General features: G+C 69.3%; 19 protein-coding genes. 7 read left to right on the plus strand and 12 right to left on the minus strand.

All coding sequences use genetic code 11. The features are described from left to right. Positions 1-188 precede the first annotated feature (188 nt). From AB0I68_RS31105 to AB0I68_RS31115, 3 genes are all read left to right on the plus strand, one after another. Complete coding sequence (locus tag AB0I68_RS31105) at positions 189-293, plus strand: BrxA/BrxB family bacilliredoxin (protein ID WP_363180702.1); 105 nt, start codon at positions 189-191, stop codon at positions 291-293. Beyond that, positions 290-499 carry a hypothetical protein gene (locus tag AB0I68_RS31110; protein WP_363180703.1) on the plus strand — a complete coding sequence of 70 codons (210 nt, stop codon included), beginning with the start codon at positions 290-292 and terminating at the stop codon, positions 497-499. The genes AB0I68_RS31105 and AB0I68_RS31110 overlap by 4 nt, the downstream gene beginning before the upstream one ends. 336 nt (positions 500-835) lie before the next feature. Next, positions 836-2,032, plus strand: a complete 1,197-nt coding sequence (locus tag AB0I68_RS31115) for a TIGR03118 family protein (RefSeq protein ID WP_363180704.1) — start codon at positions 836-838, stop codon at positions 2,030-2,032. A 315-nt stretch (positions 2,033-2,347) separates the two neighbouring features. Here AB0I68_RS31115 and AB0I68_RS31120 read toward each other — a convergent pair whose 3' ends face one another. The 10 genes from AB0I68_RS31120 to AB0I68_RS31165 all read right to left on the minus strand — a co-directional run bounded on the left by AB0I68_RS31120 (position 2,348) and on the right by AB0I68_RS31165 (position 9,320). Beyond that, positions 2,348-2,725, minus strand: a complete 378-nt coding sequence (locus AB0I68_RS31120; protein WP_363180705.1) for a hypothetical protein — start codon at positions 2,723-2,725, stop codon at positions 2,348-2,350. Positions 2,726-2,826: 101 nt separating this feature from the next. After that, positions 2,827-3,159, minus strand: a complete 333-nt coding sequence (locus AB0I68_RS31125; RefSeq protein ID WP_363180706.1) for a DUF6191 domain-containing protein — start codon at positions 3,157-3,159, stop codon at positions 2,827-2,829. A gap of 418 nt (positions 3,160-3,577) precedes the next feature. After that, positions 3,578-4,444, minus strand: coding sequence for an NmrA family NAD(P)-binding protein (locus AB0I68_RS31130; RefSeq protein WP_363180707.1), 867 nt, complete (start codon positions 4,442-4,444; stop codon positions 3,578-3,580). Then, positions 4,441-4,929, minus strand: coding sequence for a hypothetical protein (locus AB0I68_RS31135; protein WP_363180708.1), 489 nt, complete (start codon positions 4,927-4,929; stop codon positions 4,441-4,443). Before AB0I68_RS31135 ends, AB0I68_RS31130 begins: the two co-directional genes overlap by 4 nt. A 109-nt stretch (positions 4,930-5,038) precedes the next feature. Next, complete coding sequence (locus AB0I68_RS31140) at positions 5,039-5,560, minus strand: MarR family transcriptional regulator (RefSeq protein ID WP_363180709.1); 522 nt, start codon at positions 5,558-5,560, stop codon at positions 5,039-5,041. Positions 5,561-6,114: 554 nt separating this feature from the next. Then, positions 6,115-6,567 (minus strand): SRPBCC family protein, encoded by a 453-nt coding sequence (locus AB0I68_RS31145; RefSeq protein ID WP_363180710.1) that lies wholly within the window; start codon positions 6,565-6,567, stop codon positions 6,115-6,117. Beyond that, positions 6,564-6,797 (minus strand): hypothetical protein, encoded by a 234-nt coding sequence (locus AB0I68_RS31150; RefSeq protein WP_363180711.1) that lies wholly within the window; start codon positions 6,795-6,797, stop codon positions 6,564-6,566. The genes AB0I68_RS31145 and AB0I68_RS31150 overlap by 4 nt, the downstream gene beginning before the upstream one ends. Further along, positions 6,794-7,105: a hypothetical protein gene (locus tag AB0I68_RS31155; RefSeq protein ID WP_363180712.1), complete on the minus strand. Its 312-nt coding sequence runs from the start codon at positions 7,103-7,105 to the stop codon at positions 6,794-6,796. The genes AB0I68_RS31150 and AB0I68_RS31155 overlap by 4 nt, the downstream gene beginning before the upstream one ends. Positions 7,106-8,231: 1,126 nt before the next feature. Further along, a complete protein-coding gene (locus tag AB0I68_RS31160) occupies positions 8,232-8,453 on the minus strand; it encodes a hypothetical protein (RefSeq protein WP_363180713.1) in 222 nt (73 codons plus the stop codon). A 660-nt stretch (positions 8,454-9,113) separates the two neighbouring features. Further along, positions 9,114-9,320 carry a hypothetical protein gene (locus AB0I68_RS31165; RefSeq protein WP_363180714.1) on the minus strand — a complete coding sequence of 69 codons (207 nt, stop codon included), beginning with the start codon at positions 9,318-9,320 and terminating at the stop codon, positions 9,114-9,116. A 666-nt stretch (positions 9,321-9,986) separates the two neighbouring features. Between AB0I68_RS31165 and AB0I68_RS31170 the strand changes: the two genes are divergently transcribed. Then, a complete protein-coding gene (locus AB0I68_RS31170) occupies positions 9,987-10,829 on the plus strand; it encodes a methyltransferase domain-containing protein (RefSeq protein ID WP_363180715.1) in 843 nt (280 codons plus the stop codon). A gap of 1,038 nt (positions 10,830-11,867) precedes the next feature. Here the strand turns inward: AB0I68_RS31170 and AB0I68_RS31175 are convergent. Beyond that, positions 11,868-12,170 carry an FAD-dependent oxidoreductase gene (locus tag AB0I68_RS31175; protein ID WP_363180716.1) on the minus strand — a complete coding sequence of 101 codons (303 nt, stop codon included), beginning with the start codon at positions 12,168-12,170 and terminating at the stop codon, positions 11,868-11,870. A gap of 414 nt (positions 12,171-12,584) precedes the next feature. On the opposite strand from AB0I68_RS31175, the gene AB0I68_RS31180 reads away from it, so the two are divergent. Both AB0I68_RS31180 and AB0I68_RS31185 read left to right on the plus strand, forming a co-directional pair. Next, positions 12,585-13,799: a M4 family metallopeptidase gene (locus AB0I68_RS31180; RefSeq protein WP_363180717.1), complete on the plus strand. Its 1,215-nt coding sequence runs from the start codon at positions 12,585-12,587 to the stop codon at positions 13,797-13,799. A 16-nt stretch (positions 13,800-13,815) separates the two neighbouring features. Continuing rightward, complete coding sequence (locus tag AB0I68_RS31185; RefSeq protein WP_363180718.1) at positions 13,816-14,121, plus strand: protealysin inhibitor emfourin; 306 nt, start codon at positions 13,816-13,818, stop codon at positions 14,119-14,121. A gap of 779 nt (positions 14,122-14,900) precedes the next feature. Here AB0I68_RS31185 and AB0I68_RS31190 read toward each other — a convergent pair. Next, positions 14,901-15,350: a hypothetical protein gene (locus tag AB0I68_RS31190; protein ID WP_363180719.1), complete on the minus strand. Its 450-nt coding sequence runs from the start codon at positions 15,348-15,350 to the stop codon at positions 14,901-14,903. Between the two features lie 748 nt (positions 15,351-16,098). Between AB0I68_RS31190 and AB0I68_RS31195 the strand changes: the two genes are divergently transcribed. After that, positions 16,099-16,692: a ribosome-inactivating family protein gene (locus AB0I68_RS31195; protein ID WP_363180753.1), complete on the plus strand. Its 594-nt coding sequence runs from the start codon at positions 16,099-16,101 to the stop codon at positions 16,690-16,692. Positions 16,693-16,899 lie beyond the last annotated feature (207 nt).

Consider the following 16,899-nt stretch of genomic DNA (forward strand, 5'->3'; position numbering starts at 1 on the left):
CTTGACCACCGGGTGGGCGTGTCGGAGTGCTCGTCAGAATCATGGCTTCCGGCTGAAAGTCACTCACAGATCGTGCTGCTACCACCCCAGACGGCTTGAGCGCCACACACTCGGTATGCGACGGAGCGTCTCCAACTGCCTCGACCGAGAGGAACGCCGTGCCCTGCTCGCCGCTGCTCGTGAAGCCCATGAGGGAAGAACTCACGGAGATCGGCTTCACCGAACTCCTCACAGCCCAAGACGTCGACCACGCCATGGAGGAGGCCAAGACAGGCCTGACCCTGGTCGCTTGAACGCAGTCTGGGACTGCGCCGCCGGCATGGCACGACCCGGTGTCCGGATCGCTCTCGAGGACGGCGCCCCACAGCCAGGCCGCGGGCAGCCTCTCGGCCGGTGCGACGGCCAGAGCCTCGGCGACGGTGTCGCCAACGCCAACGCCAACGCCAACGCCAACGCCTTCGGCGCGGGCGCCCTGCGCGCATCCAGGCGGCGGCCGTGATACGCGGCCGCCCGCGCCGCCGCGCCCGCGAGGTGTTCGCCCCCACTGCCCCGGCCCCTTCCCGGTCAACCCGGACGACGAGCCCTGCCTCCGGCCGCGGGACCACTCGTAGGCGATCCCGAGCGCGACGAGGGACCTTCGTCTGATCGTGTGTTCCCACCAGGGAATACACCTGCTCATGACGACGGGTGACGCGTGTCGAGTGGCGTGCGCATGTGCGCTCCTCTGTGATGACTCCGACAGCTCGTCCGCACCGGACACTGACGCTGGAAGAGGAGCATCACCATGACACCGCAGGCACCGGCCCACCGACCCCGCCCCTTCAGGAAGCGGCTGATGGCAGCCGCGCTGACCCTCGGCACTGTCGGCGCCCTCGCCGCCGCGTCGCCGCCCTTGTCCGGGGAGCCAGGGGAGGCGCCGCAGCAGCATCAAGGCTTCCGGGAGACCGATCTCGTATCCGACATCCCGGGCAGGGCAGAGGTGACCGATCCCAATCTGGCCAACCCTTGGGGCCTGGTGACCACCCGCTCCGGAGAGCTTTTCGTCGCGGACAACCACACCGACAAAGCCACGACCTACTCGGGCGGCCAGAAGGGGAAGCCGGTCGAGATCCTGTCCCGGGTCGTGTCGTTCCCGACGGACGGCGCACCGACCGGGGTCGTGCGCAATGACAGCGACGACTTCGAGTTCAGCGGCTTCGGGAAGACCGGTCCCGCCCGCTTCCTCTTCGCGGGTGAGCACGGCGACCTGTTCGCGTACAACCCGGACGTGTCCCAGACGGACGCTGTCCTGGTCGCCCACGAGGACAGCGGCGACGAGACCGCCATCTTCAAGGGGCTGGCAGTGCTGGGCGGCAGGCACGGGGCCGAGAAGGACGGGGAGCACGGGAAAGACGGGGAGCACGGGGAGCACAGGAAGGAGGGGGAGCACGGGAAGGACCATGAGCACGGGGAGGACCGCGAGCACGGGGAGCCACGGGTGCTCGTCGCGAACTTCCGTGACGCGCGTATCGACATCTTCAACGAGGACTTCGAGCTCGTGCCGTCCAATGGCGCGTTCCAGGACCCCAGCCTTCCCGCCGGGTTCGCGCCGTTCGACGTCAAGGAAATCGGCTCCAAGGTGTTCGTCACCTACGCCTTGCAGGACGATGAGAAGGAGGACGACACCCCCGGTCCGGGCAACGGCTTCATTGACGTGTTCGACAAGGACGGGAAGCTGCTGAAGCGCTTCGCGAGCCGGGGCGTGCTCAACTCGCCCTGGGGCCTGGAGGTGGCCCCCAAGGGATTCGGGAAGTTCTCCGGCGACCTGCTCGTCGGCAACTTCGGAGACGGCCGCATCAACGTCTTCGACCTGCACAGCGGCGCGTTCAAGGCGACCCTGGAGGACCACGAGGGGCACCCGATCGCGATCCCCGGGCTGTGGGGGCTGCAGCGCGGCACCGACAAGTCCGGCGGCAAGGAAGCCGTCTGGTTCGCCGCGGGAATCAACGACGAGAACAACGGACTGCTCGGAGTCCTGCGCGCCGAACACTGACCACCCCCACCCCCACCCCCACCCCCGTCCCGAGACGAGTACGAGTCCGGGGCGGGGACCCACAGCCGCGGTCACAGCCCTGCGGGCCGATCACCAGCCAAGCCCTGGCCGCTCCCTTCCGGTAGTCCGTAGCCCGCTGGCTTGCCGGTGTGACCGGTACGGCCCGCGTGGTTCAGGCACCGCACCGTCGGGCATCCTCGCCGTCCGCCGGGCCGGAACCGTCGGGGCACGAGGTGCACTCGGGCTCGTACACCGGCCCGCTGCCCGTACGGTCGGAGGCCGGCACCCAGTCGGACGGGCTCAGCACCCACCCGATCACACCGGCACCGCCTTCACGGACAGCTCCGCCGAGCCCCCGTTCCCCCGGATCGACCCGCTGCGCCCCCCTGCCCGCCGGTCGGCGACCGCGGCCACCAGGAACAGCCCGCGCCCGCCGTCCCCCTCCGGCTCCGAAAGCCCCCACCCGGCCGGCGCCTTGTGCAGCTCCGCGTCCGCCACGCCCAGGTGTTCGGCCGCTGCGAGCCGAAGACCGGCATCGCGCCGTTCACGAACCTGGTCACCCAGGTCATGACCCAGGATCCCTACGCCACCGCAAAGCGGGTCTTCGGGATCGTCGACAGCGGTAAATCCGACCGCGGTCAGAAGGCCGCCGCCCGGCTGAGCGCCGCCTTCCCCAACGCCGTCATGGTCCACACCCCGGTCCACGCCTCCTGGTTGAACCAGGTGGTGATCTGCCGGCCCCGCGCCGAGGGCAAGGCCTGTTCCTCCCGCCGCAGGCATGGTGGCTCCGCGGCTCAGTCTGGCCGGCCGTGCCAGTGGATACGCGCAGTCCCGGCGTCAAGATCGATCCCTGTCTTCTTGGGCGCGCCGTCCTGCTCGTCATCTCGCAAGACGAGTGCGATACGGCGTTGTTCCAGCTGGACGAGCTTGCTCGGATAGATCAACGCATGTAGTTCCTCGGTGGCCGTCGCACCCACACCTCGGCTGCCGAACTCACGTTCCGTCAAACGACCGGGCAACCAACCGTGCTGCTGGCCTTGCTGAACCAGCTTCCGCAACGCGGCCAGAACGAACAGTGGTACCACGATGACGAGTACGACAAGGGGGCTTGTCAGTAAGCGCAGCATGCGCTGACAACGAGCGGTGAGGCTGCCACATTCCCACATTCCTTCGCGAGATCAGTTGTCCTGATCCGTCTGGTGCTCCTTCTGCCCATGCGCCGGCTGTCAGACAGCCTGCACCGGTGCCGGGTGGGTTCTCTCCTCCCCGTCCGGCCGGTGAAGCACGTGAGATCCGTCGCCGTCCTCGACGAGGAGTCCGGTCCCGCTGATGGGGTGCCTGGGAACGGCCGGAGGTGCTTCTCGCGGCCCCTCGTCCGCGTCGTGATCGCGCTGCGGCGCAGGCGGGCGCCGGACCTCCAGTCGTTCAGTGTGCACTGGCTCTTCGAGCCCTGGAGACAGCGAATGCTGCTCCCTCCGGGTGGCGGGCCGGGCCTTCCGGGCTGGGTTTCCCGGGCCGGGCCCGGCCCGCCGTGTTGTCCGGCGGTCAGCGGAACCGGTGCAGGTTCTCGCCGAGGAAGGCCTCCAGGGTGCGCGGGGCGCGCCCGGCGAGGCGGAGGAAGGTGTCGTCCGGCGTCTCCTTGCGGACCACCGCGAGCTGCTGGATCTCCACCACATGGGTGGCCAGCCAGTCCGGCATCCCGGCCCGGCCGACCAGGTGGGCGTACAGCTCGGACGGGCTGAGGTCGAGGTAGCGGATCGGCTTGCCGAGCAGCTCGCCCAGCAGTGCGGTGAGTTCCGGGTGGCTGTAGGCCCGCCCGCCGGTGAGTGGGTACGTGCCGCCGGTCAGCTCCGGGCGGGTGAGGACCGCGGCCGCGGCGTCGCCGATGTCCCGGACGTCCACGTAGTTGCACCGCGCCCGGCCCATCGCGCCGTGCACCAGCCCGCCGGTGGCGATGCCGGGCGCCAGGAGCAGCAGCTTCTGCATGAAGGCGTACGGCCGCAGGATGGTGGTGGTGATGCCGCAGGACCGCAGCCGCTGTTCGACCAGGTGGTGGCCGCGAGAAACCGCGACGGGGGAGTCCGGCTCGGCGGCGGGCGCGGAGACCTTGACGATGTGCCCCACGCCGCTGTCGACGGCCGCCTCGATCGCGTTCAGCTCGTACTGGACCTGGTGCGGGCCGTTGGCCATGGCGAGGAAGAGCTGGTGCGCGCCGAGGAAGGCTGCCCGCAGGGACTCCGGGTCGGCGGCGTCGGCCGGGAGGGTCGAGGTCCGGGCGAGCGTCTGCTCGTCGAGTGCGGCGGCCAGGCGGGCGGGGTCGCGGCTCAGGGAGCGGGTCGGTGCGCCGAGGGCGGCGAGGCTGCGCAGGGTGGCGCCGCCGGTGGCGCCACTGGCGCCCATGATGACGATCACGACGTCTGCCTTTCGGGTCGGGGTGTGGTGGGGAGCCTGTGCTCCGGTGCGCGGGTCGGGCGGCTGCCGCGCCAGCGCCATGTGGTGATGGTGGCCGCGATCGCCGAGGAGACCGGCAGGTCGACCGGCAGCCGGCGCGGCCACGGGCTGTCGGTGAGGCCCGCAACCTGCGGCAGCCAGCGCGAGGCGGCGAGGCCGATGGCCAGGCCGAGCGCCGCGGCGGCCAGACCCAGGGCGGCGGCCGCGAGCGAGCGCGGGGTCCGGGCGGCCCGGGTGCGGACGGGACGGCGCCGCAGCGTGGCGCCGAGGGCGGCGGCCACCAGAGCGGAGGTGCCGCCGATGGTGGTGAGCGCCGCGGCCACCAGCTGTGGCTGCCGGGTGACGGCTCCGCCGAGACCGGCCATCACGGCGGGCATGGCGTAGGCGACCAGGACCTCGCGCCACAGGACGAAGGACGGGGGAGCGCCGGGAGCCTTCTTGCTCATGGTTGTCCTCTCTGACTGATTGATTAGGTGCCTAAGTATTTATGCTTAGGTACCTAACTATTAGGCTTGAAGGGAGGCGGGCCGTCTGGCGGCCCGCCCGAGTGTGGGGTCAGTCGGCGGTGAGGGCGTCGATGCCTGCGACCACCCGGGCCAGCAGGTCGAGGAAGGTGGCGCGTTCCTCGGGGGAGAGCCCGCCGACCAGCGCCTGCATCCGGGTGAAGTGCTCCGGTGCCAGGCTGCGCAGCTTGTCGGCGCCGCGCGCGGTGAGGATCACCACGTTGCCGCGCCCGTCCTCGACGGACGGCCGGCGGGCCACCAGACCCTCCCGCTCCAGGCCGTCGACCAGGCCCGTCACGGTCGCCCGGGAGACGCCGAGGCTCTCCGCGAGCTGGGAGGGCGACTTCTCGCCGCCGTGGTCCTCCAAGTCGGCCAGCAGTCGGTAGCGGCCGGTGGAGAGGCCGAATCGGCCGAAGTGCGCCTCGCCGGCCTGACCGATCCGGGCGCCTGCCGCCATCAGCCGCGCCGCGACCAGGATCGACTGTGGATCGGCCGTGAGGCCGTAGCGGGCGATCTGGCGGCGGGCCTGGTCGAGGGTGGGGGCGACGGGGCCGGTATCGCGATGCTGGGTCACGAGAAGTAATATGGCGCCTAATTAGCCTCCCCGTCAAGCGGAGCCGGGGGGCTCCTGGGCGGTGGAGCGATCCCGGGGCGGCGTGCTTGAGGACGATCCGGACCACTGCGCCGGGCGGTGGCCGGCCTACCGCCATGTCCTGCACCGGTCCCACGGCGCCGCCTGACCTCGCCCCCGGGGTCAGGCGCCGCCCGAACTTCGGCGGCGGCGCACTCCAGGCAGGCGCCGGTCCCGGTGCGGGCAAGCTCGGTCAGCGCCTGGTCCACGTCGGGCTCCGGCCCGCGCGCAAGGGCGTGGGGGGCGTCCGCCCGTGTGCTGTGGCCAGGCCGGCGCCCGCCTCGTAAGGGGGCCTGGATAGCCGCGCCTCCGCCCGCAGGACCCTGTGAACCGCCGTGCCCCTGGGGCTCGACCATGGATCCCCGGCGTCGCTGATCCTGCTCGTTTCCCTCAACACCACGGCCGAAAGTGACCGTGATGGACGCCCGCGTTCCCATGCGACGTCCGGTGCGGGTCCGGCGACGCGGGGTGTGTGATGGTTTGTCAGCCGGGGTGGTCTACGCGGACTGGTGTGCGAGGGCTGTCAGGGCGCGCTGGCCGGAGCGCATGGCCAGGGCGTGGTTGATGTGGAAGACCGGCCGTGCGATGGGCATCCGGCGTCGGACGGCGGCTTTTTGGACGGTGACGTGTTCGGTGAAGTGGGCCACGCTGCCATGGGGTTTGCCGGGTTCCACGGTCCAGCCGACGGTGCCCGCGATGTCGCCGTCGACTGCTGCTTTAAGGACGCGCTCGGCTGGGTCTGCCACGACCGCGGTCATCCGGGCGGTCAGTGAGTAGAGCAGGACGGACTGGATGACGACTACGCATGCGTGCTCGCCGGTCTGCCGGACGGAACGGAAGCCGGTCCACCATGTGGGGTAGGCGCCGACGTCGGCAAGTTTTGCGTACATCGCATCCGGTGAAAGCAACGCCTTCCAGGAGCCGGTGAAACGGATGTGATGTCGGTTCATGCGGTGGTTCCTGTCGGCAGTGGAGCGGAAGGAGCGGGCAGGTGGTTGCGGGTCCGGGCGAAGAACGCAGCCGTGCCCAGCAGCCACATCGCGAGGAACCAGGCGGGGCCGAGCAGCAGGTAGCCGTCGGGGATGTCGGTGGGGGTGAATCCGGCGGTGAAACCGATCTGTGTGGGGCCGTAGGCGGGCAGGAACTGCAGCCCGTCCTTGTCTGCTTCCCGGTTGCTCACGGGGTTTGCAGCATGGTGTCGAGGAGGCTGGCCATGATGATGACGAAAAGGCCGGCCAGTTCGTTTCGCAGGAACGCGCCGAGCAGGATGCCGATGCCGCCGTAACTCAGGGCGGCGGTGAACAGGGCCAGCGCCAGGAGCACTGGCTGGACCGGGTCCCAGTACCAGCACACCACGGCGGTGGCGTACGCGGCGCTGAGAGCGCAGGCGGCCGTCATCGCGGTGACCTTGGACACCGGCAGATGGGCGCGTGAGAATCCGGCGAGCGCGAGCCGGCGGTCGAAGGCGAGGGCCTTGAAGGTCGTCATGAACATCATGAACCCGACGGCGGTCCCGGAACGAGGAACCGTGCCTCTCCGAGCCGTCCGAGGCCGGGGACACCGACCGGCCACGAGCCGCCTGATCAGCGCCGGTGGTCTTCCGCCACCCGCTGCGATTCCAGCGACTACGTCTGGACGTCGCCGCCGGGTGGGATGCCGATTGTGCGTTACGAAGTGCAGCGGCGCGGGTCTCCCACCGGGCCCGGCCCCTCCCTCGTAGCCAGCCGCCAGCGAAGCAGCCAGAGCCGGAAAGCGAAGCGAACCGCGCCCACCAGGCTGCAAAGCAGCCTGGTGTCGCTGCCGCGTCGGAATGGGGGTACTTGGGATCCAGCGCCACTCGGCAGGCCGCTACCCAGCAGCCACCACCTGGCCGGCCGTGACCTGAGGACGGTTGGGGAGCAGCGACGCGAGGTTTTCCCGTACGAAGTCCGCCGCCCTCTTGACCGACTCTTCGGCCCCGGCTCGGTCTTCAAAGACGCTGGTAGAGACCATCACTCCGTCCCCGGCGTCAACCCAGTAGTAAGCCACGAAACCAGGGACTTGGCGGAGGAGAGACACGAATCCCTCGTCCACTCGGCGTCCCGCCTCGGCAGGGTCAGTCACCCCTTCGTACCGTCGCATTACCGCGTACATAGCTGATCTCCTCATGGAGCCCAAGGTCACCTTGCGTGAAACGACCTACCCGCATCGCGCGTCTCTCGCCCGGGGGACGTCCGGAAGTGACCCGGATAGGCGCATTGGTGATCCAAACCGCAACGTCGTCGCGACGGCTGAACCGCGGTCGATCCTGAGCGACAGGCGACCGACCAGGCCGCGCCGAGCGTCCCTTCGAGGTACTCCGAGCGCGAGTCGTCAGCGGCACCTGCGGGTGTCGAGCCGGGCCGGCCTTGCGCGTCGGGTTGGGTGCATTGCGAGCCACCTCGGCATACAGCCGTGCCGCCGTTTGCCGGGTCCCCGTCAGGTTCGTGGAAGTCCGCCACGGCGGCGTGGCGGGGCAGTGAGGTGTTAGGCGCGGCGAGAGCCGTCAGCCCGGCGCGTGCTTGGCGTATGCAGGGCCGCGATGGCGGCCTGGACCTGGTACTCGCCCAGGTGAGCCCGTCGATCTGGGGCGGAATCAGCCGCCGCCTCTGTGGAGGAAGAGGAGAAGGCTGTTCGCTTGGGCGGGGGCCAGGTCAACCGGAACTTCCAGGGGAGGCGGTCTCCCCTCGGCAATGGCGAGGAGGCAGGCCTCGGCCTGTTCGGGTGGGACGCTGTCGAGGATTTCATTGATCAGTTTCATCATCTCTTCGTCAGAGAGCGTCTCCGGATCGCTGGGGTTCTTCGGCGTATTGTCCATTTCCGGCCTCACCGCGTAGTCATGTGATCGAACTCGGCCTGACACTGCCTGGTGTCCGTTCGGCTGCCGGCGTGGTCAGGTCTGTTCTGTTACCAGCCCGGACGAGTCCCAACGAGTCCCACGCCTGGGTCTGAACCGGCGTACGGGCGGCGGGGTCCGCGTGGCCCGAGACACCAAGCGGGGGAGCCGGGACCACAGCCGTCCCGGCTCCATCACCTCGCCCGGAGGAGGCCCGCCCGATGCTGCTCGACCGACGATTGCCCAAGCGCTCCTACGCGCACGAGTATTGCCGGCACCACTACGACAAACCTCGGCGGCGGGGACGGCTTCCCCCACTCCAGATCCCACACCCCGTCACCAACGCCTGCAGGTTTCAGGGCCGACGACATCCAGGTCCGAGAGCCTTGGGTACGGGGGGAGTGACGTGGGTCGTGGGACTCCGGGCTGCCGGGCCGGCGGCTGGTGTGGTGCAGGTCGTCGATGAGCGCCTGGAGGTCGGGTTGCCAGGGTGTGGTGGCCGGCCGATGATGCTGATATTCCGGTGCGATGGGGTTTTAAAGGTCCCGGCGGCTTCCGAGCTGGCCGTCGCGTCCACCGGTTGGATCGCATTCCCCACAAGGGTCACGTCGGGATGACGTCACGTTCAGGCCGTGAGGCCCATTAAGTGATCGACTGACTGGTTCCGTCAGGCAATATGCAGACGGTGCCCCCGTAGGAGATGGACGTGATCTGTCCGCCCGCGGCGGTGCACTCGTCTCCGGTGATGGCCGGAGACGCAGCGGCCTGAGCGCTGACAGCGCCGATGGCGCTCATGCCGGCAAGGGTTGCTGCGGCCAGGGCGAGGCCCAGCATTCTTCGCATACGCATGACCTTCTCCTCTCAGGCGCCAAGTTCGGCCCTTGGGAGGGACAAGTCTCAGGGCCGACGGCGCCCTCCTACTCAGCATGGGCGATACACAGGAGGCCCGCGAGGCGAGCCGGGCGCCGCAACACCTGCGCACCGTGAGCGCCGAGCCAGCGGAGCCCCGCAAAGGCCTGAATCTGAGGGGACGGCCGACGGGGCCTGTACGGCTGAGCCCTGCCCGGCCCCCCAGGACGCGGTCCTGGTCCGCCCAGATCAGCGCGGACCGGGTGGTGGACCGTGACGGTGTTCTCCTGCACCCGCTGCGCTCGATGCGGCTGCGCCGGGCACGTCACCGTTGACGACGTGCCCGGCTTCGGCAAGGACGACCCTGGGGCGGCCGGATGATCTGGATTGCCGCCCGACCGGGTCCCCGCCCGCTGGTCGGGCGGCGCGAGTTGGACCGCAGCACGGGCTGAACCGTTGGCTGGACACCCGACGCCGTCCGCGCCCGCAGGGCCGTCTGATCTCAGGGGTTGCCGGCGGCTGAGGGCTTCGGAGGTGGCACACTCCGCGCGGGTTACGGTGCGGGCGAGCTCGGTCAGCGTGTGTTCAGTTGACGGAGGGTGGCGGTAGTCGGGTGTGTCTGAAAAACGGGGTTTGCGGCGGCCGGGATGTGCCGAGGAATGGGTCATGGCTGAGGACATTGCGGCTCAGGCCGCGGATGCGGCACGCGTCTACTACAACGCGCCTGACGTCGACGGCTTCTACACCCAGGCGTGGGGCGGGGAGGACATTCACATCGGGGTGTACGCAGATGTGCGGGAGGCGGTCGGCGTGGCATCCGGGCGCACGGTCGAGCGGCTGGCTGCGAAGGTGGCTGACGCGCTCGGTCCCGACAGCACGGTGCTGGACATGGGGTCCGGCTACGGAGGCGCGGCCCGCAGACTGGCCGGGGAGTTCGCCTGCCACGTCGTGGCCCTGAACATCAGCGAGGTGCAAAACCGCCGGCACCGAGAACTGAACTCCCGGCGCGGCCTCGACGGGCGCATCGAGGTGGTGACCGGTTCCTTCCACGACATCCCTGCCCCCGACGGGAGCTTCGATGTCGTCTGGTCCCAGGAGGCCCTGTGCCACAGCGGCGACCGGCCCCAGGCGCTGCGGGAGGCCAGGCGCGTTCTCAAGCCCGGCGGCCGCCTGGTCTTCACCGACGTCATGGCCGCCGAGGGCGCCCCTGAGGGCGAGGTACGCCCGCTCGCGGAGCGCTTGACCATCAGCGGATTCGCCACGCCGGGCTTCTATGAGGAGCAACTGCGGGCGCTCGAGTTCTCCGACACCGGCTTCGAGGATCTCAGCGATCACATGCTGACTCACTATGAACGCCTCGTCGACGAGCTCCGGACACCGACACCGGGACTCGTCGACTCCGTCAGTGCCGAGTATCGGGACCGCCTGGAAAGGAACCTGCCCCAAGTCGCTGCCGCCTGCCGCAAGGGCCACCTCAGATGGGGCATGTTCCACGGCCGCCGCAGGTGACCGGCCCCTCCCACACCAGCGCACCCCTTGCGTAGCGCCCGGACCCTGCCGGCCGCGTCCGGAGCGCCGGTGTGCAGGCGGCTGTGACGTCGGTCATCGGCGGCGGGGCTTGGGTCGCCACAGGTCAGCTGCTCCTCACCGACAACGAGTGCATCTTCGGCCGGCTCGCCGTCTTCGCCGCAGCGAGCGCCGACGGCCGCACCACGACCGGGGTGACGGCCGAGGAACTCGCCAGCCGGTGGCCGGCTGAGCGCAGCAGAGCGCTGCACTTCACCATGCGGGCCGAGTGCAGCGCTCCTTCCGCGTTCCCCTCGGCCCGGACCGGGCCGCGCGGTGCCTCGGCGTGCGCAGGGTCGACTTCGACGCGGTGGTTCGCCTCGGGGTGGTTGCGGCCGGTGGGGTGGGTGGAGGTGGACTACAAGCGGCAGGGCAGCGTGGCGAATCTCCCTCTCATCCTCCCCGGCATTTCCGGACCGGCCCGGTTCTGCCGGGAGTCGGAGCAGTTCCTGCTCCGTGTCTTCGACGGCGGCCGGGCCGGGCTGCGGGCCGGTGGTCCAAGGGCTGGGCGTACGGCGAGGACGCGGCCTGGGCCGACCTCGCGGTGCTCGACCACACCGCCCCGGCCGCCGGCGGGGACGCGGCTGGCCGAGGCGGTCGCCGTCCTCTTCCTGGACCGCCTGCCGCGCGGAGGCCGGCGGAGCCGTCGCCACCCACCCGGCTACCGGCCGACCGGTTCCGCCGCAGGCTCCGGGCGGCTGGTGATGGGGGAGGGGACGGCCGGGGCATGCCGGAGCAGGACGGCCACCAGCACAGCCACCAGCACAGCCACGACGGCCAAGGCGGCGGCGCCGCACCGCAGCGTGAGGTGGAGCCCGTCGAGGAACGCGCCGTCCGCCGCGTCGCGCCACCGAGGTCCGGCGCCGGGCCGACCGACTGCGGCGAGTTGGGGAGACGGCAGAACCCCCGGCCGCCCCGAAGCGGGTATCCGTCCCCTTCGGGGCAGCAGCAGGCGCTTCTCGGCGCCTGGGGTCGACGAGGTCAGATCTGGGCGCGGATCTCCGTCGCGGTGCGGTCGCCGGAGGCGACTGCCGCGTTCAGGGTGGAGTTGTCGACGTCGGTGTGTTCGCCCGCGAAGTGGATGCGGCCTTCCTGGATCCCTTCGTAGCCCGCGATCGAGGTGTACTGACCGATTTTGTAGTAGTGGTAAGCGCCCAGGTGCCAGGGGCTGATCGACCAGCGGTCCTCGTACTCCGTGTAGGTGTAGGTGGCGGTGGTGCCGGGGTACGGGAGCCGGCAGACCGGGCATCCGGGCCGACAACCAGCCCATCCCGTGCCAACCAAGCGCGCCAGATCGCTACGCGCTCCTCGTTTTTCGGCGTCCTGGGAGCGTCTTGGGCCGGTACCCGCACGCGAGGACGACCGGAGCAGGCTTCGGGACCGACCCGCAGGCGGGACAGATCGCTACGCGCCGCCCATTTCTTGGCGTCCGGCGGTCGTCCGGGGCGGATCTCTGCGCGCTTTCGTTGCGATTGCCAGTCGCTGCGGACGGCAGGAGACTGGTGATATCAGCGTGGCCCCGCCGTTGGAATCCGGGCTGCTCGGTGCCAAGCGCCTATCCCGCTGCTGTCACATCAGGGGGCACCTGCTGTTTCCTCGAGCCTTTCCCGGCCGGGAACTCGAGCAGTGATCTGAGAACATCCAAGCATCAACTGATGAATTGTTAACCAACGGTCCTCTTCTTGCAGGAGGTGCCCCATGAGCGGGACCCGACCAATCAACTGCATCATTCCCCCGTACATTCTCGACAAGCTCCTGGAGAGCGAAGACCACGAGGTGCGCCAGGCCGCCTTGGACACCCTGCTGACCACTGCGCGCCTGCGGGGCGAGCGAGCGGTCCGGGCGTCCCTCGCCGGCGCGGCCGCCACCGCCGGCAACGGCCGGCGCACCGTCTTCGACTGCGAGCAGGGGGTCTCCCTCCCCAGCGCTGTCCTGGTCAGGCCGGAAGACGGACCGGAGTTCTCGGACCCGGCCGTCAACCAGGCGTTCGACGGACTCGGCCTGACGCGCGATTTCTACAAGGAGGTGTTCCAGCGCAATTCGATCGATGACCGGGGGATGCGTCTGGACGGATACGTCCACTTCGACGTGAAATTCAACAACGCGTTCTGGGACGGACGTCAGATGGTCTTCGGAGACGGGGACGACAAGGAGTTCAGCAACCTCACGGGATCGCTCTCCGTGATCGCACACGAGTTGACGCACGGGGTCACCGAGAACACCTCGGAATTCGAGTACCACAATCAGTCCGGGGCCCTGAACGAGTCGATGTCGGACGTCTTCGGGTCGCTGGTCAAGCAATGGTCGCTGAAGCAGACGGCCGAGGACGCGGACTGGCTGATCGGGGCTGAGGTGTGGACCCCGGGAATCGCCGGCGACGCCCTGCGCTCGATGAAGGCGCCGGGGCAGGCGTACAACAATCCGCAGTTCGGGAAAGACCCCCAGCCCGACCGTATGAGCAAATTCATGCATCTGCCCGACACCCCTAGAGGGGACTTCGGTGGGGTGCACTTCAACTCCGGCATTCCGAACAAGGCGTTCTTCCTGGCGGCCATGGGCATCGGCGGATTCGCATGGGAGGCTGCGGGGACCATCTGGTACGAATCGCTCAAAGCCTCCAGCAAGGATGCCACTTTCCAGGATTTCGCGGACACCACCTTCCAGAAGGCCGGGGAACTGTTCGGCACCGGAAGCCCCGAGCAGTCGGCCGTGCTGGCGGCGTGGCAGGGAGTGGAGATCCAGATCAGCGGGGTCCCGGCGGGGCTCGCCCGGGCACGGAGCCTGCCGGTCAACGGGAACGGCGGCCTGAGCCGGCAGGACGGCCTGGCGGCCCTGTCCAGGCAGATGGGGGAACTGAACGCCAAGGTGAACGGGCTGGCCAAGGAAGTGGCCACACTGAAGGGGGCCAAGTGACCACCGGTCGCGCGCAATGAAGGTGACTCTGGAGTCATACGGCGGGCTGGCGGCGGTAGTCCGCCGCCAGCCCAAGGTGCTGGACACAGCGGCCCTGCCCGAGAACGCCGCAGCGGAGCTGACCCAGCTGGCGGCGGCGGCGGTCGCGATGCCCGAGGAGGACCAGGCCGACCGTGCCAGGGACGCGATGACCTACACGATCACGGTGGAGGACGACGACCACGCGACGGTCCTCGAACAGTCGGACGCCGCCATGTCCCCGGCGTTCGCGACCTTGCTCACCTGGCTCAAGAAACACCTCGCGCAGCAGGACCAGCCCTAAGGTCGGCACCCGGCGCTTCCGGCGGACCCTGGCCTGGCACATCGCCGGCCGTCCGGGCGGGCTGGTCGCCCTCGCCATCCAGTACGGCCATCTGCGCAGCGCGCTGGTCTTCGAGGGCTACGCCCACGCAGCCGCAACGGCATTCGGCCGAAGTCGAACGGGTCGCGCGACGCCAGGGCGAAGAGGACGCCGCCGCTCGGCGGCCAAACCCCAGCGGGGCAAGCCCCGCAGGAGGTTCGAGACCGGCCGGACGGTCGTACGACGCGATGTCCACCGCTCCGGCCGGATCTGGAGCGGACAGGTGCCGCGCACTCGACGCAGGCGGTGTACACCGACGATGTCGTGCATCCACCCGCGGTCAGGGGGAGATGCGCCACCGCACCCGATGTACGTCAACCGCGCGCAACGCGCACCGGTGCGTCCGGCTGTGCCTGCGCACTACCTGAACAGACGGTCACCAGGGGTGGCCATGCGGTGGGTGCCGATGTGGCGGTTCACCAGTCACGGACGAGGTTGATGGCGTTGGCGCACTGCCAGCTGTCGTCGTACTCGCGCACTCCGGTGAAGGACCCGTAGCCCGCGATGATGCCGTCCACACGCCCGTCGCCCAGCAGTTTGTCGACGTACCAGGGATCGTTGTAAGTGGTCGTCCAGGACAGTGTGGCCGCGAGCTGTCCGGCGTCACGGTCCCCAGCGCTCTTCTCGTTCCGCGCACGTGTAGTGAGTGTTTTCCGTGCAGTTGCCGAACCTCCTGGCGATGTCGCTGTCGCCGTAGTCCATCACCCGGCGACCGGCCGGGAATCCGGAACCGGACCGGTCGAAAGCGCCTCGGACCTGGTCGCGTGTTCCGGCGTCGTGATGCCCTCCAGGCTGCCGAGCCTGCCTCCCAGGCTCTTCCAGCCCCTGCCAGCGACGTCCGGGGTGTTGCCGCCGTGGTACTCGTAGAATCCGTAGAGCACCTGGATCCCGGCAGCCGTCAGCCGCTGCGCCTTGTCGCGCAGTCCGGCGACGCTGCACCCGCGGTTCTCCTGCTCTCCGCAGTAGTTCGGGTCCTTGATGTCCAGCCAGACCAGCGCCAGCCGGCGTCCTGCGTTGGCGTGGGAAACGATGCGGTCGATCATGCTGTCGAAGCTGGGTCCGAGCCGGTTGTCACCGGCTGACGAACAGTCGTGATAAGCCCGCCATTCGATGCCGCTGCGGGTGTGCCGCCTGACCGCGGTGCTGCCCACCGTCCACGCCCGGCTCAGCGCGCGGCACGCGGCCGATCACGACACGGCTTCCCTGCCCCGGCACCGGCGACGGGCCGAAGAGCTCCACCTCGTCCGACCCACCTACCTGACACCAGGCGCGGGATGTGGAGGCGGGTAGGGCGTTCCCGCGGGCCACCCATGTCGACTACGCGGTGCGGATGGACGACGGCGGGGACGCCTGCCGGCTCGCGGTGGGGCGCCACGCCGCCGGTGATGTGACGGTGGACCGGGATCAGCCGCTCGGGCCTCTTCGCGGTTGACGCCGACCCCTTCACCCACCTGGTGTTTCCCCTGATCCCGCCCGGCAGCCTGACGCTGGAGCCGAGGAGCGGCGGGCCGAACCGCTGGCGGGCGGGCGAGTGCGGCATGTACCCGACGGACGGGCCAGGGTCCGTCATCTCCGACAACCTCGACACCACGTGCTGTTCCTGCCCCGCGACCTGACCGACTGGCTCATCGGCCACCCCGGCAGCGGCCCGGAGCGGACATCAGGCAGCTTCGTGTCCGGGGCGGGGGCCGGGCACCGGGATCACGCTCCGATTTCTTAGCATCAGAGGCCAACTATTCGCCCGGCCACCGTCAGGGCGACTACAAAGGACGGACCGATCCGGCCCCTGGGATGGGGATGATGTCGAAGGCGGTGGATGCGCATGCGTGAATGCAGCAGGATCGAACCGATCGCGGTCAGATTACTTCAGGAAAGGACGATTTCCGGCGGCCTCCCCTGATGCGGGCGGCCGTGCTGAAACCTGTGTCGTTTTCCCCGGCGCACGCATCGGTGGACGAGTATCAGCTCCTGACGTCGACCATCCGGTCGAGGGTAGAGGATGCTCAGGGATTCTTCGGCGGGGCCTCGCGAAGGCCGGGGGAAATAGCTTACCTGCCCCTGCGTGTTCAGCTGCGAGGTTTGTCCATCGAGCTCTACATCGAACTCCGCCTGCAGAATGCCGGCATGCGCATCGTCGGATTCCGCAACACTTTCGAGAACGGACAGGCTCCGCCGGAAGCGTGCGTCCGCCACGTGCGGGACTCCATCGCGCCACCTGGGATCCGCCGAACCGAAGTCCTGCCGTTCGCCGGAGACCGCTCCGACCTGGAGACGGCCGCGGCCGTGCGGCGTTTAGGGATCTTCCTGGGGCGCCGGCCCCTGGGCAACGCGGTTATCTCGCTGCACCGGAACCGCGATCCGAAGTGCACCGCACACGGAATGCTCGTGCTCTCGGAAATGATCTGCGAGGCCGCCCGATACCCCGCCCTGGCCGATGCGATGTCACGCATCTGGATGACCGGCGGACGGCTGTCTGCAGCGGCATCCGCCTGAAATTTCTTACCCGGGCCCCAATCCACAGGAATTGAGACACCGAAGAAGGAGCGAGTCGCTCGACAGGGTCTCGATTCAATCCCGTACGATCCGTGATTCCCTCCTGGGGATCCACGGAACAGGATCGAATGCAATAGTCCAGCGCACCGGTCGCCTCATGGTTCCGCCGCTGGCTTTGGAGGTGAGTTTCAGGAACGTGTGTTGCTC

It is taken from the genome of Streptomyces sp. NPDC050448 (assembly GCF_040655295.1).
Taxonomy (GTDB): Bacteria; Actinomycetota; Actinomycetes; order Streptomycetales; family Streptomycetaceae; genus Streptomyces.